Below are 25150 nucleotides of genomic sequence, written 5' to 3'. Positions count from 1 at the left end.
AGCTTTATCCATATTTATCCACACCCTTTGGCGGTAGAATCCGGCTTTCCCTCGCTTCGTCTGAAATCAGGATCCATTCCATGGCCAAACTCAATCTCGTCGTCGGTTCCATGCTGGGAGCCGCCGAATATGTCGCAGACCACGTCGCCAGCTTGCTGGAACAAGCAGGCCATCAGGCCGAGATCCATAATCCGGCCAGCCTGGCCGAGGTGCTCGCCGAGCCCGAAGCCATACTGCTGGTGGTCACCTCTACCCACGGCGCCGGCGATGTGCCGGACAACCTGCAGCCCTTCGCCAAGGATCTTGCCGAGCAGCATCCGGATCTTAAAACATTGAAATATGGCGTGATCGCGCTGGGTGATAGCAGTTATGACACCTTTTGCCAGGGCGGCAAAACGCTGGATCGACTGTTGGCGGAGTGCGGCGCCAGCCGGATTGGAGATCGTCTCGACATCGACGTGACCCAGCACGAGATCCCGGAAGATGCCGCTGAAGGCTGGATCCGGGACTGGTTGGCATTGATCGCCTGAACGGGAGCGGGAGATCCGGTAAAAAAGGCCTTGATCTCCCCGCTTATCCCCAGATCGCTATCCACTAGGTTATTAACAGATGGATCCGGATAAGTTGTTCTACGCTGTTACCCACAATGCCGCCGAGAAATGTGTATAACTATGGTGTAAAACTCTGTAAAACCTATAGTTATCCATGTATGAGATCCAGAGCGGCAAGCCTCTGTGTATAAAAACCCTTGTTATCCCCCAGTTCACCGGGCCAGGATCCAAGCTTTTCCACAACCTGGGATCGTCTTTAACACGATGATCTTTATGATCAAAAAGTGCTTATCAACAGAAGTGGCGGATCCTAATAAAAGATCCAATAAAAGATCGATCTAAAGATCCTTAAGATCTATTTAGTGGATCCTTCCTCCATACTGAACGCTAAGTAGACGTTCCCCTCAGGGCGTGAAACAGATAGAATGTTCCGCCCTTCAGCCCAGGCAAATAAAGATCTTCAGGCGTGCAGATCAAGGTGATCCCCAATGCAATACCATGAACAATTTGATGTGATCGTCGTTGGCGGCGGTCATGCAGGAACCGAAGCAGCAACAGCGGCAGCCCGGATGGGGCTGAACACCCTGTTGTTGACCCACAATATCGATACGCTGGGACACATGTCCTGTAATCCGGCGATCGGCGGGATCGGCAAGGGACACCTGGTCAAGGAAGTAGATGCCCTCGGCGGGATCATGGCACGCGCCATCGATCTTGGCGGGATCCAGTTCCGCACCCTCAACTCCTCCAAGGGACCGGCAGTGCGCGCCACCCGTGCCCAGGCGGATCGCCTGCTGTACAAGGCCGTCGTACGTCAGATGCTGGAGAACTACCCCAACCTGAAGATCTTCCAGCAGGCCTGTGACGATCTGATCATGGACGGGGATCGGGTTGCCGGCGTGGTCACCCAGAGCGGGATCCGCATCAGTGGCAAGACGGTAGTACTGACGGTCGGCACCTTCCTGAACGGTCTGATCCACATCGGGATGGAGAACTACAAGGGCGGCCGCGCCGGGGATCCTCCCTCGATCGCCCTCGCCCAGCGCCTGCGGGAACTGCCGCTGCGCATCGATCGTCTCAAGACCGGCACACCGCCGCGCATCGATGCCCGCAGCGTCGATTTATCTGTGATGCAGGCCCAGTACGGTGACGATCCGCGCCCGGTCTTCTCCTTCATCGGCGACGCCAGCCAGCACCCGCGTCAGGTGCCCTGCTACGTTACCCATACCAACGAGCGCACCCACGAGGTGATCCGCAACAACCTGGATCGCAGCCCCATGTACGCCGGGGTGATCGAGGGGATTGGGCCGCGTTACTGCCCGTCGATCGAGGACAAGATCACCCGTTTTGCCGACAAGACGGCGCACCAGATCTTCGTCGAGCCGGAAGGCCTGACCACCCACGAACTCTACCCGAACGGGATCTCCACCAGCCTGCCGTTCGACGTGCAGGTGCAGATCGTCCGTTCCGTGCGCGGCTTCGAGAATGCCCACATCACCCGTCCCGGCTACGCCATCGAATATGACTTTTTCGATCCGCGGGATCTCAAGGCCAACATGGAGAGCAAGTGCATTCCAAACCTGTTCTTCGCCGGCCAGATCAATGGCACCACCGGCTATGAAGAGGCGGCCGCTCAGGGTCTGCTGGCCGGTCTGAACGCCGGTCTGCGGGCGCAGGAGAAAGATGCCTGGCATCCGCGCCGGGATCAGGCCTACATCGGCGTGATGATGGACGATCTCTCCACCCTGGGGACTCGCGAGCCCTACCGCATGTTCACCAGCCGCGCCGAATATCGCCTGCTGCTGCGCGAAGACAACGCCGACCTGCGTCTGACCGGCATCGGCCGTGAACTGGGTCTGGTGGACGACGAGCGCTGGGGCAAGTTCAACGCCAAGATGGAGCAGGTGGAGCAGGAGCGTCAGCGCATGCGCTCGACCTGGATCCACCCGCAGCATCCGTCGCTGGAAGCCGTCAATGCCCTGGTCAACACCCCGTTGACCCGCGAGCAGAGCCTGGAAGAGCTGCTGCGTCGCCCCGAGGTGACTTATGACGCCCTGATGGCCATCGAGGGGGTCGGTCCGGCCCTGCCCGATACGGCAGCCGCCGATCAGGTGGAGATCCAGATCAAGTACGCCGGCTACATCGAGCGCCAGCACGACGAAGTGGAGAAGCAGCTGCGCAACGAGAACACCCTGTTGCCGCTGGACATGAACTACCGCGACGTCAACGGCCTCTCCAACGAGGTGATCGCCAAGCTCAACGATGCCAAGCCGCAGACCATAGGTCAGGCGTCCCGCATCTCCGGCATCACCCCGGCGGCCATCTCCATCCTGCTGGTTCATCTGAAAAAACACGGCCTGCTGCGTAAAACCGCCTGAGGATCCTACCGTTGCAAAACATGCTGGAAAGATTGAACGGCCTGCTCATGCAGGCCGGAATTGTTATCACCGATACCCAAAAGACCCAGTTGGTTCAGCTTGTCGAGTTGCTGCACAAGTGGAACAAGGCTTACAATCTCACCTCGGTACGAGATCCGGACGCCATGCTGGTCAAGCATATCCTCGACAGCCTGGTGGTGAGCCAGCACCTGCACGGTGAGCGCTTCATCGATGTGGGCACCGGCCCGGGCCTGCCCGGCCTGCCGCTGGCGATCATCAACCCGGACAAGCAATTCGTGCTGCTGGACAGCCTGGGCAAGCGGATCAACTTCATCCGCCAGGTGATCCTGGAGCTGGGCTTGACCAACGTGACGCCGGTCAAATCCAGGGTCGAGGAGTATCAGCCCGAGGTCGGTTTTGACGGCGTGCTGAGCCGGGCATTCGCCTCGCTGGAAGACATGCTGAGCTGGTGTCACCATCTGCCGTCGGCCCAGGGCAGCTTCCTGGCGCTCAAGGGACAATTCCCCGAGCAGGAGCTGGCCCAGTTGCCCGCCAACATCCATCTGGTCGCCTCCCATCAACTGGTGGTACCGGAGCTGGAAGGCGAACGTCATCTGCTGGAATTCAAACATATCCAGCCCGAACAGGGTCGCAGTTTCATTTAGGGGACAGTGTGGGAAAAGTCATCGCCATAGCCAACCAGAAGGGTGGAGTGGGTAAAACCACCACCTGTGTGAACTTGGCCGCCTCCATGGCCGCTACCCGCCGCAAGGTGCTGGTGATCGATCTGGATCCGCAGGGCAATGCCACCATGGGCAGTGGTGTCGACAAGTACGACGTCGAGCGCACCGCCTATGAGCTGCTGATCGAGGACGCCCCCATCGGCGAGGTGATCATCCCCGAAACCTCCGGGGGCTATCACCTGATCGCCGCCAACGCCGACGTGACCGCAGCCGAAATCCGGCTGATGGAATTCTTCGCCCGCGAGATCCGCCTGCGCAATGCGCTGGCCTCGGTACGGGACAAATACGACTACGTCTTCATCGACTGCCCGCCTTCTCTCAACATGCTGACCGTCAACGCCATGGCCGCCGCCGACTCCGTGCTGGTGCCCATGCAGTGCGAATACTATGCGCTGGAAGGGCTCACCGCCCTGGTCGACACCATCAGCAAGCTGGCAGCCGTGGTCAACCCGGAGCTGAAGATCGAGGGGGTGCTGCGCACCATGTTCGATCACCGCAACCGGCTGGCCAATGATGTGTCCGATCAGCTTAAACAGCACTTCGGGGACAAGGTCTATCGCACCATCATTCCCCGCAACGTAAGACTGGCTGAGGCGCCGAGCTTCGGTGCGCCGGCCATGCACTATGACAAATCATCGGTGGGCGCCAAGGCCTATCTGGCTCTGGCTGGCGAGATCCTGCGCCGTCAGGAGCAGGAACGTCAGGTGACCATCGCAGACCGAGAGAGCATATGACGCCGAAAAAACGTGGGCTGGGCAAGGGGCTGGACGCTCTGCTCAGCACCAGCACGGCCGCGCGCCAGAAACAGGTGATGAGCGACCAGCGCACCGAGCAGGCCATGGCCCCGACCAACCAGGGCGAGCTGCGCAAGCTGCCGGTGGAGTGGCTGCAATCCGGCAAGTACCAGCCGCGCAAGGATATGTCGCAGGATGCGCTGGAAGATCTGGCCAACTCCATCCGTGCCCAGGGGGTGATCCAGCCCATCGTGGTGCGTCCGCTCGGCGAGCACTCCTTCGAAATCATCGCCGGTGAGCGGCGCTGGCGTGCCTCCCAGCTGGCCCGCCTCGAGGTGGTGCCCTGCCTGGTCAAGGACGTGCCTGACGAGGCGGCCGTCGCCATCGCGCTGATTGAGAACATCCAGCGCGAGGATCTCAATGCCATCGAAGAGGCGGTCGCCCTGCAGCGGCTGCTGACCGAATTCGAACTGACCCATCAGCAGGTGGCCGAGGCGGTGGGCAAGTCCCGTACCACGGTCACCAACCTGCTGCGCCTCAATCAGCTCAACGACGACGTGAAGCGCTTCGTCGAGCACGGCGACCTCGACATGGGTCATGCCCGTGCCCTGCTGGCGCTGAGCGGCCAGGCCCAGTCCGAACTGGCGAAACTGGTGGCCCAGAAGGGGCTGACAGTGCGAGATACCGAGAAGCTGGTGCAAAAAGCGCTGGAACCGGCAAAAGCCAAGGTCGAGCCCGTCCGTGATCCCCAGTTTGGTTATCTCGAGCGCCAGATTTCAGAAAAAATTGGCAATCAGGTACAACTTCAGCCGGGAAAACAGGATAGCGGTAAGTTAGTAATAAGTTACGAGAACTTGGCGGATTTGGACCGGGTATTGGGCTATTTTGGCCTGTCAGAAACGTGATTTTTACGCTTTTTGTAGTAATAAAACATCCATTCCTTTTGATATGAACATAACCTTAATTCTGTGCGGAAAGCCGCAAAAATTAAGGATTTTTGCCATGTTGCAATAGCTGTCTTCAAGGGTATAATTTGACCGGCTTTTTGGGCTGTAAACGCGGGGTCTTCGGATCCCGATTTTTTACAGTTCTGTAATGTTCAGGGGTAGGTTGGTGAAGCAGAAAATAGCCTTGGAAGGTTTAACGCTGGCCTTGGCTATGCTCGTTTGTCAGCTCGTCCTGATCCTGGCGATCAGTACCGTCTGGTTTTACCAGACCGGTGCGTTTGCCGGACGCTCCTCCCTCTTCGGGGGGGGCATGTACTGGGTTCCTCAAGCCCTGTTCACGCTCTGGGTTCTGCGCCGCAAGGTGACGAAGGAGAGTGTGGGCCTGGTTCTGCGGGACTTTTATGGTGGGGCAGGGATTAAGCTCATTACTACAACAGGACTTTTCGCCCTGATGTTTGGCGCCGGGATCGAGGTCGATACCGTCTCGTTCTTCGCCACTTATATCCTCGCCCTCGTTGTACAGTGGATAGTCTCATTCACGCTTAACAACCACTATTAGGAAAACTCATGTCTGCAACCGGAGAAGTCCTGACTCCTCAGGGATATATCTCCCACCATCTGACCCATCTGCAAGTCGGGTCTGGGTTCTGGACGGTGAATATCGATTCCATGATATTTTCCGTCTTGCTAGGCGCTCTGTTTATCTGGTCGTTCCGCCGTGTCGCCGTCAAGGCTACCAGCGGTGTGCCTGGCAAACTGCAGTGCTTTGTGGAGATGCTGGTCGAGTTTGTGAGTGGTAACGTCAAGGACATCTTTCACGGTCGTAACAAGGTCATCGCACCTTTGGGCCTGACGGTGTTCGTGTGGATCTTCCTGATGAACCTGATGGATCTGATCCCCGTTGACTTTATCCCCCACGCTGCACAGTTGATGGGTGTTCCCTATCTGCGTGTGGTTCCCTCTGCTGACGTTAACATCACCATGTCCATGGCTTTGGGCGTGTTCTTCTTGATCCTGTACTACAGCATCAAGGTCAAGGGTATCGGCGGGTTCGTGAAGGAGCTGACGCTTCAGCCTTTCAACCACCCGGCGGCCATCCCGGTTAACCTCATCCTGGAAACTGTTACGCTGATTTCCAAACCTGTTTCTCTGGGTCTTCGACTGTTCGGCAACATGTATGCTGGCGAACTGATCTTTATCCTGATTGCGGGTTTGCTACCCTGGTGGTCACAGTGGATCCTGTCCGTGCCTTGGGCAATTTTCCACATCCTGATCATCACTTTGCAGGCGTTTATCTTCATGGTGCTGACCATCGTCTATCTGTCGATGGCACAAGAAGACCATGGTTGATGCAACTCAAATAATCCTTTTTATACAATCAATTACATCTAAATAAATGGAGATCCTCATGGAAAACTTGAACATGGACCTGCTGTACATCGCTGCTGCAATGATGATGGGTCTGGCGGCTATCGGCGCGTCCATCGGTATCGGTATCCTGGGTGGCAAGTTCCTGGAAGGCGCTGCTCGTCAACCTGACCTGATCCCTGTTCTGCGTACCCAGTTCTTCATCGTGATGGGTCTGGTGGATGCGATCCCGATGATCGCCGTTGGTCTGGGTCTGTACGTGATGTTTGCGGTTGCTGGCTAAGTCTCAACGACTCCCGGACATAACCCATTAACTAACTAAGAGGACATAGGCTGTGAATATCAACGCCACCCTCCTCGGCCAAGCAATTGCTTTTTTCATCTTCGTAGTGTTTTGCATGAAGTACGTATGGCCGCCGCTGATGGCAGCCATCGAAGCCCGTCAGAAAGCCATTGCTGACGGTCTCTCTTCCGCGGAGCGTGCCAAGAAAGATCTGGATTTGGCCAAGGCCAACGCCACCGATCAGCTGAAAGAAGCCAAGCTCCAGGCTGCAGAAATCATTGAACAGGCTAACAAACGTAAAGCCCAGATCATTGATGAGGCTGCTGCCGGTGCCCACTCTGAGCGGGAAAAAATCCTGGCTCAGGGCCGTGCCGAGATCGAAGCTGAACGTCATCGTGCCAAAGAAGAACTGCGTAAGCAGGTTGCTGCTCTTGCCATTGCTGGTGCAGAGAAGATCCTGGCGCGTCAAATCGACCAGGCTGCCAACAGCGACATCGTCGACAAACTGGTAGCAGAACTGTAACGGGAACGGGGCTATGTCTGAACTGACTACAATCGCTCGCCCCTACGCCAAGGCTGCTTTCGAGTTTGCCGTTGAGCACAAGGCGGTTGACCAGTGGCTGGGGATGCTCGGCTTCGCTGCACAAGTAGCGGAGAACGAGACCATCCACAACCTGGTAAACGGCTCTGTGGCTGCTGAAGAACTGGCAAGTATCTTTGTCGGTATCTGCGGTGAGCAACTCGACGAGCATGGTCAGAACCTGATCCGGGTGATGGCTGAGAATGGTCGCTTGGGTGTGCTGCCGGCGGTCGTTGCTGAATTCGTCGCGTTCAAGGCTGAACTGGATAAAGAAGTTCAGGCTGACGTGATTTCGGCGATCGAACTGACCGACCAGCAGAAAGCCAATATTCAGGCTTCTCTGGAACAACGTCTCGCGCGCAAAGTGAAGCTGAATTGCAGCATGGATGCGTCCTTGATGGCCGGGGTGCTCATCAAGGCCGGTGATCTGGTTATCGACGGTACAGTCCGCGGTAAGCTGGATCGCATGGCTGACGCGCTGCAATCTTGATTGGGGTATTAGAGCATGCAACTGAATTCCACTGAAATCGCCGAGCTGATCAAGCAGCGCATTGCGCAGTTTGATATCAAGAGCGAAGCGCGTAACGAAGGTACCATCGTCTCTGTGAGCGACGGTATCATTCGTATTCACGGCCTGGCCGATGCCATGCAAGGTGAGATGATCGAGCTGCCGGGCAACCGCTACGCTCTGGCATTGAACCTGGAGCGTGACTCCGTCGGTGCGGTGATCATGGGTTCCTATGACGGTCTGTCAGAAGGAATGAAAGTAAAAGGGACTGGCCGCATTCTGGAAGTGCCGGTCGGTCGTGGTCTGTTGGGCCGGGTGTTGAACACCCTGGGTCAGCCGATCGACGGTAAAGGTCCAATCGACAACGACGGCTTCTCGCCGATCGAAGTGATTGCACCGGGCGTTATCGAGCGTAAGTCTGTTGACCAGCCGGTCCAGACCGGTCTGAAAGCCATCGATGCCATGATCCCTATCGGTCGTGGCCAGCGTGAGCTGATCATCGGTGACCGTCAGGTTGGTAAGACCGCCATCGCGATCGACACCATCATCAACCAGAAAGACTCCGGCATTAAGTGTGTCTACGTTGCGATCGGCCAGAAGGCCTCCACCATCGCCAACGTGGTGCGCAAGCTGGAAGAGCACGGTGCCCTGGCCAACACCATCGTGGTGGTTGCCTCTGCTTCCGAAGCTGCCGCTCTGCAGTACCTGGCTCCGTATGCTGGCTGCTCCATGGGTGAGTACTTCCGTGACCGCGGTGAAGACGCGCTGATCATCTATGATGACCTGTCCAAGCAGGCCGTAGCTTATCGCCAGATCTCCCTGCTGCTGCGCCGTCCGCCAGGACGTGAAGCTTACCCGGGTGACGTTTTCTATCTGCACTCCCGTCTGCTGGAGCGTGCTGCTCGCGTCAACGCCGAGTACGTAGAGAAGTTCACCAATGGTGCCGTGAAAGGCCAGACCGGTTCCCTGACCGCGCTGCCGATCATCGAAACCCAGGCGGGTGACGTATCTGCATTCGTACCGACCAACGTGATCTCCATCACCGATGGTCAGATCTTCCTGACCTCACAGCTGTTCAACTCCGGTATTCGTCCGGCGGTTGACCCGGGTATCTCCGTATCCCGTGTGGGCGGTGCTGCTCAGACCAAGATCGTCAAGAAGCTGTCCGGTGGTATCCGTACCGCGCTGGCCCAGTATCGCGAACTGGCGGCATTCGCCCAGTTCTCCTCCGATCTGGACGACGCAACCCGCAAGCAGCTGGACCACGGTCAGAAAGTGACCGAGCTGATGAAGCAGAAACAGTACTCTCCGCTGAGCGTGGCTCACCAGTCTCTGGTGCTGTTCGCCGCGGAAAAAGGCTATCTCTCCGATGTCGAGCTGAACAAGATCGTCGACTTCGAAGCCGCTCTGCTCTCTTACGCCAATACCCAGCATGCTGAGCTGATGGCTGAAATCAATGCCAAGGCCGACTACAACGACGCGATCGTTGGCAAGCTGACTGCGTTGCTGGATGACTTCAAGGCAACCCAGACCTGGTAAGCGTGTGTGGCAGCGCGAGCTGCCACCTGATGGAGAGTAAGAGATGGCCGGCGCAAAAGAGATACGTAACAAGATCGGGAGTGTGAAAAACACTCAGAAGATCACCGGCGCTATGGAAATGGTGGCAGCAAGCAAGATGCGCCGTGCGCAAGATCGCATGTCTGCCAGCCGTCCGTACGCTGAAACCATGCGCAAGGTGATCGGCCATATCGCTCAGGGGAACTTGGAATACAAGCACCCCTACCTCATCGAACGTGAGGTCAAGCGAGTGGGTTACATCGTCGTCTCCACCGACCGTGGCCTGTGTGGCGGTTTGAACATCAACCTGTTCAAGGCTGCCCTCAATGATATGAAGCAATGGAGCGCGAAAGGAGCCAAGGTTGACCTGGCTCTGATCGGCAACAAGGCCTCCAACTTCTTTGAACGGCACGGCGCCAAGGTGAAAGCTCATGTCGCAGGACTGGGCGATAACCCGAGCGTCAATGACCTGATTGGTTCAGTCAAGGTCATGCTGAAGGCTTACGACAACGGTGAGATTGACAGGCTGTACCTGGTGTACAACAAGTTCGTCAACACCATGGTTCAGCAACCACGAGTCGATCAACTGCTGCCTTTGCCCGTAACTGAAGACAGCAAGCTCGCCAAGAAACACCACTGGGATTACCTCTATGAGCCGGATCCCAAGCAACTGCTGGATACCCTGCTGATTCGCTACGTCGAATCCCAGGTCTATCAGGGGGTAGTGGAAAACTTGGCAAGTGAACAGGCAGCCCGAATGGTTGCCATGCAAGCCGCGACTGACAACGCCGGTAACCTGATTAACGATCTGCAACTGGTATACAACAAGGCCCGTCAGGCCAGTATTACCCAGGAACTGACAGAGATCGTATCCGGTGCTGCTGCGGTGTAAGGCAAGGGTTATCAAAGGTTTAGAGGATTTGACATGAGTAACGGTTTCATCGTCCAAATCATCGGCGCTGTGGTGGACATCGAGTTCCCGCAAGATGCCGTGCCCCAGGTGTACGATGCACTGAAGGTTGTCAGCGAAGGTCAAGGCCAGGGTCTGGTGCTGGAAGTTCAGCAACAGATCGGTGGCGGCGTCGTTCGTTGCATCACCATGGGCTCCTCCGACGGTCTGCGTCGTGGGTTGGAAGTAGTGAATAGCGGTAAATCCATCCAGGTGCCGGTCGGCGTATCGACTCTGGGTCGGATCATGAACGTACTGGGCGATCCGATCGACGAAAAAGGTCCGATCGGTGAAGAAGAGCGTTGGTCCATCCACCGCGCGGCTCCCAGCTACGAAGATCAGTCCAACAGCAACGACCTGCTGGAGACCGGCATCAAGGTTATCGACCTGGTATGCCCGTTCGCCAAGGGTGGTAAGGTTGGTCTGTTCGGTGGTGCCGGTGTAGGCAAGACCGTAAACATGATGGAGCTGATCCGTAACATCGCGATCGAACACAGCGGTTACTCCGTGTTCGCCGGTGTGGGTGAGCGTACCCGTGAGGGTAACGACTTCTACCACGAGATGATGGAGTCCAACGTACTGGACAAAGTATCTCTGGTTTACGGTCAGATGAACGAGCCGCCCGGAAACCGTCTGCGCGTGGCGCTGACCGGTCTGACCATGGCCGAGAAGTTCCGTGACGAAGGTCGTGACGTGCTGTTCTTCGTGGACAACATCTACCGTTACACCCTGGCCGGTACTGAAGTATCCGCACTGCTGGGCCGTATGCCTTCCGCAGTAGGTTACCAGCCGACCCTGGCCGAGGAGATGGGCGTTCTGCAGGAACGTATCACCTCCACCAAGACCGGTTCCATCACCTCCGTACAGGCCGTTTACGTGCCTGCGGATGACTTGACCGACCCGTCTCCGGCGACCACCTTCGCCCACCTGGATGCGACCGTCGTACTGTCCCGTCAGATCGCGGCACTGGGTATCTACCCGGCCGTTGACCCGCTGGACTCCACCTCCCGTCAGCTGGATCCGCTGGTGGTTGGCAAGGAGCACTACGAGACTGCTCGTGGCGTTCAGACCGTGCTGCAGCGCTACAAAGAGCTGAAGGACATCATCGCCATCCTGGGTATGGATGAACTGTCAGAAGAAGACAAACTGACCGTAGCCCGTGCCCGTAAGATCGAGCGTTTCCTGTCCCAGCCGTTCTTCGTGGCAGAAGTGTTTACCGGTTCCCCGGGCAAATACGTGCCGCTGAAAGAGACCATCCGTGGTTTCCAGGGCATCCTGAAAGGCGAGTACGACGATCTGCCGGAGCAGGCGTTTTACATGGTTGGCAGCATCGACGAAGTTGTCGAGAAAGCCAAGAAACTGTAAGCCTCGATAGGAGGGCCCATGGCAGAGATGATCTCCTTTCACCTGGACGTGGTGAGCGCTGAAGGAAAACTGTTTTCCGGTCGCGTGCAGTCCGCTCAGGTATCAGGCTCCGAAGGTGAGCTGGGTCTCCGCCACGGTCATGCTCCGTTGCTGACTGCCATCAAGCCGGGCCTGGTCCGCTTGGTGAAGCAGAATGGAACTGAAGAGGTGCTGTACATCTCCGGCGGCATGCTGGAAGTACAACCCGAAGCCGTGACCGTGCTGGCGGACACCGCGATTCGTGCCGACGATTTGGATGAGGCGAAAGCCCAGGAAGCCAAGCGCGCGGCGGAAGAGCGGATCCACAGCTCCCATGGTGATATCGACTACGCCCAGGCCGCCACCGAGCTGGCCAAGGCGATGGCTCAACTGCGGGTCATCGATATCGTCAAAAAGAATTACCGTTAATAACGGTGAGGTAAAAAGCGACCTGCGGGTCGCTTTTTTTTTACTCGTTGGATAGACTCCGCCGAGTATTTCTTCATGTTCCAAAGGTCGAATTATGTCTCTCAACGTCGTGATCCTGGCTGCGGGTAAAGGTACCCGTATGCGCTCCTCTCTGCCCAAGGTGCTGCACCCGGTCGCCAACAAGCCGATGGTTTCCCATGTGATCGAGACTGCCCGCAAGGTCGGTGCCGAGCAGCTGCATCTGGTGTATGGCCACGGTGCCGAACTGCTGAAGGAGCGGATCCAGGCATCCGACCTGAACTGGGTGCTGCAGGCCCAGCAACTGGGTACCGGCCACGCCGTCGCCCAGGCCATTCCGTTCTGGCAGGACGAAGACGACGTGCTGGTGCTGTACGGCGATACCCCGCTGATTCAGCCGGAAACCCTGCAGCGGCTGCTGGCCGCCAAGGCAAGCGATGGCATGGCACTGTTGACCGTGGTGCTGGACAACCCGACCGGCTATGGCCGCATCGTGCGCAGCAACGGCCAGGTGGTCGGCATCGTCGAGCAGAAGGATGCCAATGCTGAGCAGCTGGCCATCCGCGAAGTGAACACCGGCGTGCTGGTGGCCAATGGTGGCCAGCTGCGCAGCTGGTTGTCGCGTCTGGACAACAAGAATGCCCAGGGCGAGTTCTATCTGACTGACGTGATCGCCATGGCCCATGCCGACAACTGCCCCATCGCCGCAGTCCACCCGGACGACGCCATGGAAGTGGAAGGCGCCAACAACCGGGTTCAACTGGCCCAGCTCGAGCGCAGTTACCAGAAGATGCAGGCCGAGCGGCTGATGATCGCCGGCGCCACCCTGATCGACCCGGCTCGCTTCGATTTGCGCGGCACCCTGGAAATCGGGGAAGAGGTGGTGATCGACGTCAACGTCATCATCGAAGGCAAGGTGGTGCTGGGCAACCACGTCCGCATCGGGGCCGGCAGCGTGCTGAAGGATTGCGTGATCGGCGACCACTCCGAGGTGAAACCCTACTCCGTCATCGAAGGGGCACAGATCGCCGATCAGTGCTCGGTCGGTCCCTTTACCCGACTGCGCCCGGGCACCGTGCTGGAGCAGGATGCCCACGTTGGCAACTTCGTCGAGATGAAAAAGGCCCGGCTGGGGGTTGGCTCCAAGTGTGGTCATCTGACCTACCTGGGGGATGCCGAGGTGGGTGCCAAGGTGAACATCGGGGCCGGCACCATCACCTGCAACTACGACGGGGTGAACAAGTTCCAGACCATCATCGAGGACGACGTCTTCGTCGGCTCCGATACCCAGCTGGTGGCGCCGGTGCGCATCGGCAAGGGGGCGACCCTGGGGGCCGGCTCCACCATCACCAAGGATGTGGCCGAGAACGAGCTGGTGATCACCCGGGTACCCCAGCGTCACATCCAGAACTGGGCTCGCCCGGTCAAGAAGAAGTGATGCCCGATCAATGAAATGCAAACCGGCGCCTGATGGCGCCGGTTTTGTTTTCAGTTCTCCTGCCCGCTGGCGGGGGGCGTCGGGGCATTCCCCATCACCCGATACCAGTCCAGCTTGCGGGTCAGCACCATGATGAGCGCCAGGATGGCGAACAGCAGCAGGGCGCCGAGCAGCAGGGCTATCTCCTCGGCCTGCAGCAAGCCGAACAGGATGGCGTAGACCAGCCCGAGCAGAGCCGCGAAGCCGAGTCCCTGTTTAGGGCCGCCCAGCACATGGCTGAGGTAGAAGCCGTTGAGGGCCACGCTGGCCAGGGCGGCAATCAGATAGGCCCAGGCAAAGCCGAGATGTTCGGTCAGGGCCAGCAGCACCAGATAGAAGATGGCCAGCCCCATGCCCACCAGCGCGTACTGGATCGGGTGCACCCGCAGCCCCTTGAGCAGCTCGAACATGAAGAAGCTGAGGAAGGTGAGGCCGATGAACAGCAGCGCATACTTGGCGGCCCGCTCGTTCTGCTGGTAGTGATCCACCGGCTGCACCAGGCTGACGCTGAAGGCAGGCAGATCGCCGCTGGCACCTTTCATCATCCGGTTGAAACGGCTCTCCATGTCGGTGGCGAACCAGCTGCTCTGCCAGCTGGCCTCGAAACCGCTGCTGGTGAGGGTGCGGCTGCCCGGCAGAAAGTCACCGATGAAGTTGGGGTGGGGCCAGTTGCTGGCGAGGTTGAGCCTGCTGTCCTGGCCGAGCGGCACCACTTCCAGCTGGTTCATCCCTTGCAGATCCAGCTCGATGTGAAAGGCGCCGTCTGCTCCCGGCAGGGTGGCAAGCGGTGCATGGATACCGGCCAGCCCGTCACCCAGCAGGGCGCCGGGAGCAAACGGGATGCGCTGTTCCCCCAGTTGCAGCTCAGGCACCCGGTTGATGCCGCGGGCATCGGACAGCACCAGGCTCAGATAGGGTTTGCCTGCCACCAGGGCGGGATCGGCGCCATCGACGGTCAGATCCGGTTCGCCGCTGATCAGGGTCTTACCGTTCAGTTCGGCAGGCAGTCGCCCGGAGAGGGAGAGCCGGGTGTGATAGACCTGGGCCTGGTAGATACCGAGCTTGCGCGGGGTCACCTCCATGCTGGCCTGCACATCCAGCTGTTCTGGCAGCAGGTAGCGATAGAGCTGCAGCTTGCGCTCGAAGCGCTTGCCATCCTGCTCCACCGTGACGGTGCGGGTATAAGGTTGCACCACGACCGGCCCCAGCAGCCGCTGCGGACCGCTGCTGCTGGCCATGATGCTGTGGATGGCCTGGCTGCGATAGGCCTGGCGCTCCCGGTTCAGCTCCATGATGGATTGCACCGGCACCATCAGCAGCAGACTGAGCAACAGCAGCAGAAAGATCTTGTGGCTGAATATCTGTTTGACCATGACACATCTCCTTGTTGATGGAGTCGAGTGTGACGGTCGTGGGTGAAGCGGAGATGGGGTTGTGTGAAGCGGGGGTGAAGGGGGATAAAAAAACCGGCGCCTGGCGCCGGTCTGGGTATCACAGGGTTTTCAGTTTGGCCGGCAGGGCGGCCAGCACCTCTTCTTTCGCTTTGAGGGAGGCGAACTGCTTGCCGGGCTTTTGCACCACGGTATGGACGAAGATCAGCTGCTTGCCCGGTTTGCTGGCCCAGCCGACGAACCAGCCGATCTGCTGATCGCGGTTGAGGCTGCCATCCAGCTTCTTCGGGTAGCCCATGCCGGTCTTGCCGTGGATCTGCCAGCCGTCGATCTCGCTCACCTTGAGGATATTGGCAGTGTACTGCAGGGTCTGCGCCGAAACAGGCAGCTTGCCGCTCACCATTTTGCCGAGGAAGCGGGCCTGCTCCTCCGGGCTGATGGCGAGGCTGGAGCTGAGCCAGGCCTGAGTCAGACCGTCATGCTTGCCCGGATTGCCGGAGAGATCCCGGTTGCCGTAGTCGAAGCGGTCGACATACTGCTGGAAACGCTCCATCCCCAGCCATTCGGTGATCTGCTGGGAGAACCAGACCACCGAGTAGGTTTCCCAGCGGCGCGGGGTAGTGGTTTCGCGCCAGGCGGGCAGCCAGTCGTCGTAACCCGGTTTGAAGGGCAGTGCCGGATGCTCTTCATCTACCAGAAAGCCGCTGTCATAGCCCATCAGCGCCAGCGGGATCTTGAAGGTGGAGGCGGGCGGTAGCTGGCTGGAGCAGTCCCCTTCGCTGGAGAGAGTCTGGCCGTTGCCGTCAGCATAGAGAAAGCAGCCGCTGGCGGCGGAGGCAGGCAGGGCTGCGAGCAGACCGGTGGCCAGCAGGCTGGAGAGAAGCAGGCGGGACATAGCATTTCCTTGGGCAAATGAATGAGAGAAAGCGGCAGTCTAATGCCGCTTTGTGTGGGGAATGTGAAGTTGCGGAGAGGTGACTAGGCGAACGGCAGCCAGAGTTCGGCCAGCGCGCCACCTTCCGGTCGGTTGGCGAGGGTCAGGCGACCGCCATGCTGGTGGGCCACCTCATGGGCGAAGCTGAGCCCCAGACCGCTGCTCTTGCCCTTGTCGGGGCGCGGCAGGGAGTAGAAGCGCTCGAAGATGCGCGGCAAGGCGTAGTCGGGAATGCCGGGGCCACCGTCGGTGACCCGAAAACAGTAGCCCTCTTTTTGCAGGCTGCCGCTCAGGGTGACTTGCCCGTTGGCGGGAGAGAAGTCGATGGCGTTATCCAGCAGGTTGCCGATGGCCTGCTCCACCAGCAGTGGATCCCACTTCTGTTTCGGCGCGCTGGCCAGCTCGGCCACCAACTCGACCTGACGGCGCTGGGCAATGATCTGGCGAGCATCGAGGGTGCGCTTGCCCAGTTTTGCCGGTTCCACCGACTGGCGATCCAGCCCCTGCCCTGACTCCAGCCGCGCCAGTTGCAGCATTCGCTCGATCAGCTGCTGCATGCGGGCGGTTTCCAGATTGATGTTGCCGATAAACCGTCTGGCGACCTCGGGGGGCGGCGTTTCGGCCAGGATCTCCCCTGCCCCGCGAATGGCGGCCAGCGGGCTCTTCAGTTCGTGGGTCAGGCTGTGCACATAGTCCTCGATGTAGCTTTTGCCATCGAGCTGGTGGCGCATGGTCTCCAGCGAGCGGCCGAGCCGATCCAGTTCGACGGTATGCAACTGCGGTAGCGGTGCCACCTCCCCCTTGCTGACCGAATCGGCGTAGTGCACCAGCTTGCCGATGGCTCGGTTGAGCCACCACACCAGCAGACTGCCGATCAGCAGCGAGATGAGCAGCATCTGGCCGCCGGCTCGCAGCAGCTCCTGTTCCCCCCGCTCGATGGCGGGCATCAGGGTGCGGTTGGGTTTGGCGACGGTGAGGGAGCCGATGATCTCTGTCCCTTCCCGCAGCGGGGCCGCCACATACATGGTCGAGCTGGCGGCATCGTCGGGATCGGTGCGGGTGCTGCGGGCGCCATACTGGCCACGCAGGGTGCGGTAGACATCGTTCCAGCGCGAGTAATCCTTGCCCAGATCCGTGCCGTCGGAGTCGTAAATCACCATCCCCTTCTGGTCAGTGACATAGATGCGGTACTCCGCCTGCTGTTTGAGATGGCCATCGATCATCGCATTGATGGGATTCTGGTTGAGGCGGGCGAAGGCGCTGGCCAGCCGCCCGTTCATCATATTGCCCTCTTGCAGATCATCGAGCGCCAGCGGCGCCAGCAGCTGGGTCATGTCCACCAGAGTATCCTCGGTGGCGCTGCGCACCCCGGGTTTGATCTCCTCGACGAAGATCTCCAGCACGAACCAGGCGGCCAGCGCGAAGATCAGCAGCAGCCCGCACAGCAGTTGCAGTCCGAGTCTCATGCAAGCTCCAGGCTGTAGCCCAGCCCGCGATGGGTGAGGATCAGGTTGGCCTCGGGATCATGCTCGCGCAGCTTGGCGCGGATGGTCTTGATGTGGGTATCGACGGTGCGATCCAGACTCTCTTCGGCATCCTGCCACACCAGATCCATCAGCTGCTGGCGGGAGTAGACACGGCCCGGCGCCTGCATCAGGGTCTTGAGCAGCAGATATTCGTAACGGGTGAGGGCCAGCGGTTGACCGCGAAAATGAATGCGGGCCCGCTCCTCATCCAGCACCAGCAGGGCGCTGGGTTGGGGGGCGACGGGTTGGCTGCGGCGCAGGATGACCCGCACCCGGGCACACACTTCCCGTGGCGAGAAGGGTTTGGCCACATAGTCGTCGGCACCGATCTCCAGCCCGATCAGCCGGTCTATCTCCTCGCTGCGGGCGGTGAGGAACATCAGGGGAATATCGGTCAGCACCCTAACCTGTTTGCAGAGTTCGAAGCCGCTGATGTCGGGCAGCCCCACATCGAGGATCAGGAAGTCGGGTCGCGTCTGTTCCAGCCTTGTCAGCAACTGCTGGCCCAGCATGAACCACTCCACCTCGAACCCGTCGGTCTGCAGGGCGTAAATCAGGGTGTCGGCGATGCTGGCCTCATCCTCCACCAGCCAGATGACTCTCTTTTGCATGGCATCCTCGTCGCAAATTGGCAGCCCATTCTGGCATCGAACCAAATCGGATCCTATTTGCTGTTTTATTTTTCCGAAAAAGGGGCTAATATTTCGATGTTCTTTCGAATCGAAACTTAAAAATGACCAAACGTAATACTCAACAACGTCGCCACACCATAGTGACCCTGGTACAAGAGCAGGGTGAAGTGAGTGTCGACGCCCTTGCCAAGCACTTTTCTACCTCCGAAGTGACTATCCGTAAAGATCTGGCCGTGCTGGAGACTGGTGGTCTGCTGCTGCGCCGTTACGGTGGTGCCGTTCCTTTGCCGAGCGAGATGGTGGTCGAGGCTAATCCAGAACAAGTTTCGAACCGAAAGTTAGCCATTGCCCGCGCGGCGGCCGAGCGGCTGCGTGATCACAACCGCGTCATCATCGACAGCGGCAGCACCACCAGCGCCATGATCCCTATGCTGGGCAACAAGCGCGGCCTCATCGTGATGACCAACTCCCTCAATGTGGCCGGTGCCCTGCGCGAGCTGGAAAATGAGCCTACCCTGTTAATGACCGGTGGCACTTGGGACCCTCACTCCGAATCCTTCCAGGGTCAGGTGGCGGAGCAGGTGCTGCGCTCCTACGACTTCGACCAGCTGTTTATCGGTGCCGACGGCATCGACCCGGAGCGTGGCACCACCACCTTCAACGAGCTGGTGGGGTTATCGCGGGTGATGGCCGAGGTGTCGCGGGAGGTCATCGTGATGGTCGAGTCGGAAAAGATCGGCCGCAAGATCCCCAATCTCGAACTTCCCTGGTCGAGCATCCATACCCTGGTGACCGACGAGGGGCTGGCCAGCGAGGCCAGAGAACAGATTCAAGCCCAGGGGGTGACGCTTATCTGCGCCCCGGTCACTTGCTGACATCGAGCTCTGAACCATTCAACTGACTTTACGATTTGCATCTCAAGGAGAAGTGTATGTGTGGCATCGTCGGGGCTGTGGCCCAACGTGATGTGGCTGAAATTCTGGTAGAGGGCCTGCGCCGTCTGGAGTACCGCGGTTATGACTCAGCCGGTGTGGCCGTGTTCAGCGCCAACCAGCCGTTGCAGCGGGTTCGCCGTCTGGGCAAGGTGGCCGAGCTGGCCAAGGCGCTTGACGAGCAGTCCGTCCACGGCGGTACCGGCATCGCCCATACCCGCTGGGCCACTCACGGCGAGCCCTCCGAGCGCAACGCCCACCCCCACGTTTCCGAGCATATCGTGGTGGTGCACAACGGCATCATCGAGAACCACGAAGAGTTGCGGGAAGAGTTGAAGGCGCTGGGCTATGTGTTCAGCTCCGACACCGACACCGAAGTGATTGCCCATCTGGTACATCACGAACTGAAGAGCGCCGGTAGCCTGCTGGCCGCCATGCAGGTGGCGGTGAAACAGCTGCGCGGTGCCTACGGTACGGTAGTGATGGACAGCCGCGACGACAGCCGCGTGGTGGTTGCCCGCTCCGGTTCACCGCTGGTGATCGGTCGCGGTATCGGCGAGAACTTTATCGCCTCAGACCAGATGGCACTGCTGCCGGTGACCCGCCGTTTCATCTTCCTGGAAGAGGGCGATGTGGCCGAAGTGACCCGCCGTGACGTGCACATCTTCGATACCAACGGCAACGCCGTGGTGCGAGAAGAGCAGGAGTCCGAACTCTCCCACGATGCCGGTGACAAGGGTGAATACCGTCACTACATGCTCAAGGAGATCCACGAGCAGCCCAAAGCGATCACCAACACCCTGGAAGGGCGTCTGGGCAGCGATCACGTGGTGGTCGAATCGTTCGGTAACGGCGCTCGCGCCATCTTTGACAAGGTCGAGCACGTGCAGATCGTCGCCTGCGGTACCTCCTATCACTCCGGCATGGTGGCCCGCTACTGGTTCGAAGAGATCGCCGGTGTCTCCTGTGATGTGGAGATCGCCTCCGAATTCCGCTATCGCAAATCCGTGGTGCGTCCCAACAGCCTGCTGGTGACTCTCTCCCAGAGCGGTGAGACCGCCGATACCCTGGCGGCGCTGCGTCTGGCCAAGGAGTCCGGCTACATGAGCTCGCTGGCTATCTGCAACGTACCGGGCTCCTCGCTGGTGCGTGAATCGGATCTGGCTTTCATGACCCGTGCCGGTGCCGAAATCGGCGTGGCCTCCACCAAGGCATTCACCACCCAGCTGGCTGGCCTGCTGATGCTGGTGGCCTCCGTCGGTCACTGCCGTGGCCATCTGAGCGCCGCCGCCGAAGCCGAACTGGTCAAGGCGCTGCAAGCCCTGCCGCTGCGTATTAAAGAGAGCTTGGCGCTGGCCAAGGATATCGAAACCCTGGCCGAAGAGTTTGCCGACAAGCAGCACAGCCTGTTCCTCGGCCGTGGCAGCCAGTATCCCATTGCCATGGAAGGGGCGCTCAAGCTCAAGGAGATCTCCTACATCCACGCCGAGGCCTATGCCGCCGGTGAGCTCAAGCACGGCCCGCTGGCGCTGATCGATGCCGAGATGCCCATCATCGTCGTGGCGCCAAACAACGATCTGCTGGAGAAGCTCAAGTCCAACGTGGAAGAGGTGCGTGCCCGTGGCGGTATCCTCTATGTGTTCGCCGATGCCGATGCCGGCTTCAAGAGCGACGAGACCATGCGGGTGATGAGCCTGAACCACGTGGAAGAGATGATCGCGCCGATCGTCTATACCGTGCCGTTGCAGCTGCTCTCCTACCACGTTGCCCTCATCAAGGGCACAGACGTGGATCAGCCGCGCAACCTGGCAAAATCCGTGACCGTGGAATAAGCCGTCGCCGGAAATGAAAAAGAGCCGCATTGCGGCTCTTTTTGTTTGTCTGGCTTGGTGGCCGTTATGACAGCCGCAGGTTGGTGATGGTCACGTCGTCCAGCGAGGGCACTATGATGCCGCTGGAGATGCTCTTGGCGATCGCCTGGTTGCGGTTCTTCGAGTCGGTCTTGTTGGTGACCTGATTGAGGTGGAAGTTCACGGTCCGTTCGCTGATGCCGAGGATGGTGGCGATCTCCCAGGAGGTCTTGCCCTCGCTGGCCCAGAACAGGCACTCCTTCTCCCGATCCGACAGCTCGGTCAGGTACTTCATCAGATCCGGCCTGCTCTTTATCAGCTGCAGTGCCGAGTTGAAGATGTAGCTGGCGCTGGGCAGCCAGGGAGAGTCGCAGTCGAGCTTGTTCCAGAAGATGGGCTGGGTCTGCTTCAGCCCCAGGAAGACGACCGGGTCCTGAGTCAGGTAGTGCCGCTCTGAATAGGCATCGAACCAGCTGGTGGGGCAGTTGTTGAACAACGCCACATGGGATTTCTGCATGCTGATGGGGAAAATAATCAGCAAACGGAAGTAATCAAAGCCCATCTGATGACTGAAGCGCTCCAGCTGCTGCTGGATGTCGCTGGTCTTCTTGGCCTTGGTGAACCGATCGATGTGTTCCCAGATCGCATCGTTGAACATGAACTTCTCCTTTTTCGATCTCTATCACATTGATCGAAAAGATATTTTTTATTTATTAATTTGGTGTGGTGAGAACCAACGCCAGTGACTCCCGTGCTTGCTTAAAAATTATCCTGTTTTTTCGGCCGAAGGCCAACAAAATCATCTGATTGCCACTGCCCCCACTCTTTGAGACAATGAGAATAGTTATCATTGTTAAGATTTATATCATGAATAAGTTTTGGGGTTTGGCCTTGTTGCCATTGTCAGTCCACTTCGCTGCTGGCGCCGACGAGCTGGTCGCACCGGCACTGAAAAACAGCATCGCCGCCGGGAAAGCCTCCCAGCAGCGCGTGGAAAAAGCCGCCGATGCGGCCGTTGCCGCCCGGCTGGAGCTGCAAAATGCCCAGCTGCAACTGCGTGATCTGGAAGCCTACAACCGCTACATGCAGTCTCTGGTGGCCGATCAGCAAAATGAGCTGGGCAAACTGAGTCAGCAGCTGGAGGCGGTACAGGAGACCCGGCAGGGCCTGATCCCGCTGATGCTGCAGATGCAGGCCGATCTGGAGCAGCTGGTGCAAAACGACATGCCGCTGCGCAAGGAGGATCGCCTGGCGCGGGTTGAACAGTTGAAAGCGACCCTGGCCCGCGCCGACGTGAGCGAGGCGGAGAAGTTCCGCCAGCTGCTGCAGGCCTACCAGATTGAAGCCGAATACGGCAGCCGGTTGGATAGCTACTCTACCGAGCTGGCGCTGGACGGCGTACCGCGCCGGGTCGATGTGCTGGCGGTGGGTCGGGTCTCCCTGCTGGCGATGACCGCCGATCGCTCCCAGGCGTGGCGCTGGTCTGCGCAGAGCAAGCAGTGGCAGGCTCTCGACAGCCAGTGGCTCTCTCCCATCGCCGAGGCGCTGGAGATGGCTGCCGACAAGAAGGTTCCCCAGTTGTTGAATGTTCCCCTTTCCGTCAGCCGTGGTCAGGAGGCCCAGTCATGAGCATCACCATGAAGTGGTTCCCCCTCGCCATCGCCCTCTCTCTGGGCACTACTGCCGCCGTTGCCGATGAAGCCTGGCAGCAACAGGAGCAGGCTCGTGAGCAGCAGGCCCAGCAGGACCTGGCGTCCGTCTCCAAGGAGCTGAACAGTGCCCGTGCCAAACTGGCTGCGGCCCAGAGCCGCAGCAAGCAGCTGGCGGCCGAGTTTGCCGGCAACGAGAAGCAGCTGGTGGAGCTCAATGCCCAGTGGGAGCAGGCCTCCGGCGACATGAACGAGATTTTCGCGGTGACCCGTCAGGGGGCCAGCGATGCGGTCAAGCTGCTGAGCGAATCCGCCATCGAGGGCCAGTACCCCGAGCGCCTCGGCCCGCTCAAGGCCATGGCGCAGGAGAAGCAGGTGCCGGATCGCGCCGCCCTCGCCCTGCTGCCCGCCACCCTGCTGCAAGAGATCCGCGAATCGGGCCGGGTTGCCCAGTTCACCGGCAAGGTGCTCGATGCCCAGGGGGCAGCCAGCGAGCAGGCGCTGACCCGGGTCGGCAGCTTCGTCCTGCTGGGGAGCGCAGGCTTCCTGCAACCCACTGCCGAAGGCCTGAGCCCGGTGCTGGGTCTGCCCGGCAGCGTGCTCTCCGCGGCGGCCGCCTATCAGGGTAAGGAGGGGGAAGCGCTGCCGCTGGATCCCTCCCACGGCACTCTGCTGGAGATGCTGGCGCAGGCCCCCACCTTCTGGCAGCAAGTCCAGCAGGGCGGCCAGGTCGGCGCCATTATCGTGCTGCTGGCCGCCATCGGCCTAGGGATCGCCGGGGTAAGGCTGTGGAGCCTCTCCCGCGAACTGGGTCGGGTTCGTCGCCAGCTCAAGAGCGGTGAATATCATGCAGACAACGCCCTCGGTCGGGTGCTGACGGTGGCTGACAAGCATCCCGAGCTGAGCATGGAGACCCTCGAACTGCGTCTCGATGAGGCGATCCTGCAGGAGACCCCTCGCATGGAGCGCGGCATCGGCATGGTCAAGGTGATCGCGGCCATCGCCCCCATGCTGGGTCTGCTCGGCACCGTGACCGGGATGATCGGCACCTTCCAGGCCATCACCCAGTTCGGAACCGGCGATCCCAAGATCATGGCGGGCGGCATCTCCATGGCGCTGGTCACCACGGTACAGGGTCTGGTAGCGGCCATTCCGCTGATCCTGGCCCACAGCCTGCTGCAATCCCGCTTCACCGAACTCTCCAACGTACTGGAGCAGCAGGTGGCCGGGATTCTGGCCGAGCGGGCCGAAAGCAACCGTGACGGGATGGAGCGGGCGGCATGATGTTCGACATCTGGCAACAGCTGCAGAGCTTCATGGGCCGTGGCGGCCCGGTGCTCTGGGTCATTCTGGCCCTGCTGGTGCTGATGTGGATTCTGATGATCGAGCGGCTGCTCTACCTCAACCTGGGGTTTGCCCCGCTGCAGCGCCAGCTGCTTGGCCGCTGGCAGGCCCGCAGCGAGCGCCACAGCTGGCACGCGCGGGCGATCCGCGGGCGCTGGCTGGCCGAGGCCGAGCTGGAGCTCAATCGTCATCTGATCTTCATCCGCACCCTGGTGGTGCTCTGCCCCATGCTGGGGCTGCTGGGTACCGTGACCGGCATGATAGGCGTATTCGATGCGTTGGCCGCGGCCAACCGTTTTAACCCGGAGAGCATGGCGGGCGGGATCTCCCGTGCCACCATCCCCACCATGGCTGGCATGGTGGTCGCGCTTTCCGGCGTGTTGTTACTCAGCCGGCTCGAGAGCCAGGCCAAGCGTGCGCTGGCCAAGACCCGGGACGGCCTGCGAGAAGAGAAGGTAATGCAATGAGACGGCAATCCAAACGCCAGCGTGACGAAGTGCAGATCGACATGACCCCCATGCTGGATATCGTGTTCATCATGCTGATCTTCTTTATTGTCACCACCTCCTTCGTGCGCGAAGCCGGGCTCGAGGTGCACAGGCCTCAGGCCAGTCAGGCCAAGGCGCAGAAGTCCTCCAGCATCATGCTGGCGATCGGCGCCCAGGGGCAGATCTTCCTCGACCGCAAGCAGATCGACGTGGAGCGGGTGCAGGCCAGCGTCGCCCGCCTGTTGGCGGAACAGCCCGATGCCAGCCTGGTGATCCAGGCTGACGAGCGAGTACCCCACGGCAAGGTGGTGCGGGTGATGGATGAAGCCAAGGCAGCAGGCATCGCCAACATCGCCGTGGCGGTGGCACCGAAATGAAATACAAGCTGATGAGCCTGGGACTGGGGATTGCCCTCAGTCTGGGGATCTTGCTGTTCATGGCCACCCTGGTGGAGCCGCCCAGAGGGGAGAAGGCGAGCGCCGAGCAGAAATCCATCGTC

27 protein-coding genes (1 of these 27 only partly in view) are annotated in these 25150 nt (G+C 59.7%); 22 read left to right on the top strand and 5 right to left on the bottom strand.

The window, feature by feature from the left end; genetic code table 11:
- Window positions 1-80 precede the first annotated feature (80 nt).
- From mioC to glmU, 15 genes are all read left to right on the top strand, one after another.
- On the top strand, window positions 81-530 hold the full coding sequence (gene mioC, locus AHA_RS21580; protein ID WP_029302499.1) for an FMN-binding protein MioC: 450 nt from the start codon (window positions 81-83) through the stop codon (window positions 528-530).
- A 509-nt stretch (window positions 531-1039) separates the two neighbouring features.
- Window positions 1040-2929 carry a tRNA uridine-5-carboxymethylaminomethyl(34) synthesis enzyme MnmG gene (gene mnmG, locus AHA_RS21575; protein WP_011707918.1) on the top strand — a complete coding sequence of 630 codons (1890 nt, stop codon included), beginning with the start codon at window positions 1040-1042 and terminating at the stop codon, window positions 2927-2929.
- A gap of 20 nt (window positions 2930-2949) precedes the next feature.
- A complete protein-coding gene (rsmG, locus tag AHA_RS21570) occupies window positions 2950-3594 on the top strand; it encodes a 16S rRNA (guanine(527)-N(7))-methyltransferase RsmG (protein ID WP_011707917.1) in 645 nt (214 codons plus the stop codon).
- An 8-nt stretch (window positions 3595-3602) separates the two neighbouring features.
- Complete coding sequence (locus tag AHA_RS21565) at window positions 3603-4406, top strand: ParA family protein (protein ID WP_011707916.1); 804 nt, start codon at window positions 3603-3605, stop codon at window positions 4404-4406.
- Window positions 4403-5311 carry a ParB/RepB/Spo0J family partition protein gene (locus AHA_RS21560; RefSeq protein WP_011707915.1) on the top strand — a complete coding sequence of 303 codons (909 nt, stop codon included), beginning with the start codon at window positions 4403-4405 and terminating at the stop codon, window positions 5309-5311. Before AHA_RS21565 ends, AHA_RS21560 begins: the two co-directional genes overlap by 4 nt.
- A gap of 190 nt (window positions 5312-5501) precedes the next feature.
- Window positions 5502-5912, top strand: a complete 411-nt coding sequence (locus tag AHA_RS21555; RefSeq protein ID WP_017410469.1) for an ATP synthase subunit I — start codon at window positions 5502-5504, stop codon at window positions 5910-5912.
- 8 nt (window positions 5913-5920) lie between these two features.
- Window positions 5921-6703: a F0F1 ATP synthase subunit A gene (atpB, locus tag AHA_RS21550; protein WP_011707913.1), complete on the top strand. Its 783-nt coding sequence runs from the start codon at window positions 5921-5923 to the stop codon at window positions 6701-6703.
- Between the two features lie 58 nt (window positions 6704-6761).
- Complete coding sequence (atpE, locus tag AHA_RS21545; RefSeq protein ID WP_005307205.1) at window positions 6762-7004, top strand: F0F1 ATP synthase subunit C; 243 nt, start codon at window positions 6762-6764, stop codon at window positions 7002-7004.
- A 52-nt stretch (window positions 7005-7056) separates the two neighbouring features.
- Window positions 7057-7527: a F0F1 ATP synthase subunit B gene (gene atpF / locus AHA_RS21540; protein ID WP_011707912.1), complete on the top strand. Its 471-nt coding sequence runs from the start codon at window positions 7057-7059 to the stop codon at window positions 7525-7527.
- A gap of 13 nt (window positions 7528-7540) precedes the next feature.
- On the top strand, window positions 7541-8074 hold the full coding sequence (atpH, locus tag AHA_RS21535) for a F0F1 ATP synthase subunit delta (protein WP_011707911.1): 534 nt from the start codon (window positions 7541-7543) through the stop codon (window positions 8072-8074).
- A 15-nt stretch (window positions 8075-8089) separates the two neighbouring features.
- Window positions 8090-9631 (top strand): F0F1 ATP synthase subunit alpha, encoded by a 1542-nt coding sequence (atpA, locus tag AHA_RS21530; RefSeq protein ID WP_011707910.1) that lies wholly within the window; start codon window positions 8090-8092, stop codon window positions 9629-9631.
- 43 nt (window positions 9632-9674) lie between these two features.
- Window positions 9675-10541 carry a F0F1 ATP synthase subunit gamma gene (gene atpG, locus AHA_RS21525; protein WP_011707909.1) on the top strand — a complete coding sequence of 289 codons (867 nt, stop codon included), beginning with the start codon at window positions 9675-9677 and terminating at the stop codon, window positions 10539-10541.
- A gap of 33 nt (window positions 10542-10574) precedes the next feature.
- Window positions 10575-11963, top strand: a complete 1389-nt coding sequence (gene atpD, locus AHA_RS21520; RefSeq protein ID WP_005307215.1) for a F0F1 ATP synthase subunit beta — start codon at window positions 10575-10577, stop codon at window positions 11961-11963.
- Window positions 11964-11981: 18 nt separating this feature from the next.
- Entirely contained in the window at window positions 11982-12410 is a 429-nt protein-coding gene (locus AHA_RS21515) for a F0F1 ATP synthase subunit epsilon (protein WP_005307217.1), read from the top strand.
- A gap of 94 nt (window positions 12411-12504) precedes the next feature.
- Window positions 12505-13866 carry a bifunctional UDP-N-acetylglucosamine diphosphorylase/glucosamine-1-phosphate N-acetyltransferase GlmU gene (gene glmU / locus AHA_RS21510; protein ID WP_011707907.1) on the top strand — a complete coding sequence of 454 codons (1362 nt, stop codon included), beginning with the start codon at window positions 12505-12507 and terminating at the stop codon, window positions 13864-13866.
- Between the two features lie 50 nt (window positions 13867-13916).
- On the opposite strand, the gene creD is transcribed toward glmU, so the two are convergent.
- The 4 genes from creD to blrA form a co-directional block, all read right to left on the bottom strand.
- A complete protein-coding gene (creD, locus tag AHA_RS21505; RefSeq protein ID WP_011707906.1) occupies window positions 13917-15278 on the bottom strand; it encodes a cell envelope integrity protein CreD in 1362 nt (453 codons plus the stop codon).
- A 118-nt stretch (window positions 15279-15396) separates the two neighbouring features.
- Window positions 15397-16191, bottom strand: coding sequence for an OXA-12 family class D beta-lactamase AmpS/OXA-725 (locus tag AHA_RS21500; protein ID WP_011707905.1), 795 nt, complete (start codon window positions 16189-16191; stop codon window positions 15397-15399).
- An 83-nt stretch (window positions 16192-16274) separates the two neighbouring features.
- Window positions 16275-17696 carry a beta-lactam sensor histidine kinase BlrB gene (gene blrB, locus AHA_RS21495; RefSeq protein WP_011707904.1) on the bottom strand — a complete coding sequence of 474 codons (1422 nt, stop codon included), beginning with the start codon at window positions 17694-17696 and terminating at the stop codon, window positions 16275-16277.
- Window positions 17693-18367: a beta-lactam response regulator transcription factor BlrA gene (gene blrA, locus AHA_RS21490; protein ID WP_011707903.1), complete on the bottom strand. Its 675-nt coding sequence runs from the start codon at window positions 18365-18367 to the stop codon at window positions 17693-17695. The genes blrB and blrA overlap by 4 nt, the downstream gene beginning before the upstream one ends.
- 122 nt (window positions 18368-18489) lie before the next feature.
- Here blrA and AHA_RS21485 point away from each other — a divergent pair, with 122 nt between their 5' ends.
- Window positions 18490-19263: a DeoR/GlpR family DNA-binding transcription regulator gene (locus tag AHA_RS21485; protein ID WP_005339356.1), complete on the top strand. Its 774-nt coding sequence runs from the start codon at window positions 18490-18492 to the stop codon at window positions 19261-19263.
- Between the two features lie 56 nt (window positions 19264-19319).
- A complete protein-coding gene (glmS, locus tag AHA_RS21480) occupies window positions 19320-21152 on the top strand; it encodes a glutamine--fructose-6-phosphate transaminase (isomerizing) (RefSeq protein ID WP_011707902.1) in 1833 nt (610 codons plus the stop codon).
- Between the two features lie 64 nt (window positions 21153-21216).
- Here the strand turns inward: glmS and AHA_RS21475 are convergent, their stop codons facing one another.
- Window positions 21217-21828 (bottom strand): autoinducer binding domain-containing protein, encoded by a 612-nt coding sequence (locus AHA_RS21475; protein WP_011707901.1) that lies wholly within the window; start codon window positions 21826-21828, stop codon window positions 21217-21219.
- 209 nt (window positions 21829-22037) lie between these two features.
- On the opposite strand from AHA_RS21475, the gene AHA_RS21470 reads away from it, so the two are divergent.
- The 5 genes in view from AHA_RS21470 to AHA_RS21450 are tightly spaced (each overlapping or abutting the next) and all read left to right on the top strand, a layout consistent with a single transcriptional unit that may run on beyond the window.
- Window positions 22038-22799: a DUF3450 domain-containing protein gene (locus AHA_RS21470; protein ID WP_029305125.1), complete on the top strand. Its 762-nt coding sequence runs from the start codon at window positions 22038-22040 to the stop codon at window positions 22797-22799.
- Complete coding sequence (locus tag AHA_RS21465; RefSeq protein ID WP_011707899.1) at window positions 22796-24103, top strand: MotA/TolQ/ExbB proton channel family protein; 1308 nt, start codon at window positions 22796-22798, stop codon at window positions 24101-24103. Before AHA_RS21470 ends, AHA_RS21465 begins: the two co-directional genes overlap by 4 nt.
- On the top strand, window positions 24100-24630 hold the full coding sequence (locus tag AHA_RS21460) for a MotA/TolQ/ExbB proton channel family protein (RefSeq protein WP_011707898.1): 531 nt from the start codon (window positions 24100-24102) through the stop codon (window positions 24628-24630). The genes AHA_RS21465 and AHA_RS21460 overlap by 4 nt, the downstream gene beginning before the upstream one ends.
- Window positions 24627-25028 carry an ExbD/TolR family protein gene (locus tag AHA_RS21455; RefSeq protein ID WP_011707897.1) on the top strand — a complete coding sequence of 134 codons (402 nt, stop codon included), beginning with the start codon at window positions 24627-24629 and terminating at the stop codon, window positions 25026-25028. Before AHA_RS21460 ends, AHA_RS21455 begins: the two co-directional genes overlap by 4 nt.
- Window positions 25025-25150: the start of an energy transducer TonB gene (locus AHA_RS21450; RefSeq protein ID WP_011707896.1), read on the top strand. It continues 537 nt past the right edge of the window; 126 of the gene's 663 nt are visible here — the first part of the coding sequence; it begins with the start codon at window positions 25025-25027; the stop codon falls past the right edge of the window. The genes AHA_RS21455 and AHA_RS21450 overlap by 4 nt, the downstream gene beginning before the upstream one ends.

It is taken from the genome of Aeromonas hydrophila subsp. hydrophila ATCC 7966 (assembly GCF_000014805.1).
Classification (GTDB): Bacteria; Pseudomonadota; Gammaproteobacteria; order Enterobacterales; family Aeromonadaceae; genus Aeromonas; species Aeromonas hydrophila.
Note: the sequence above shows the minus strand (reverse complement) of the source record. Positions and strands in the feature narration are given on the sequence as shown.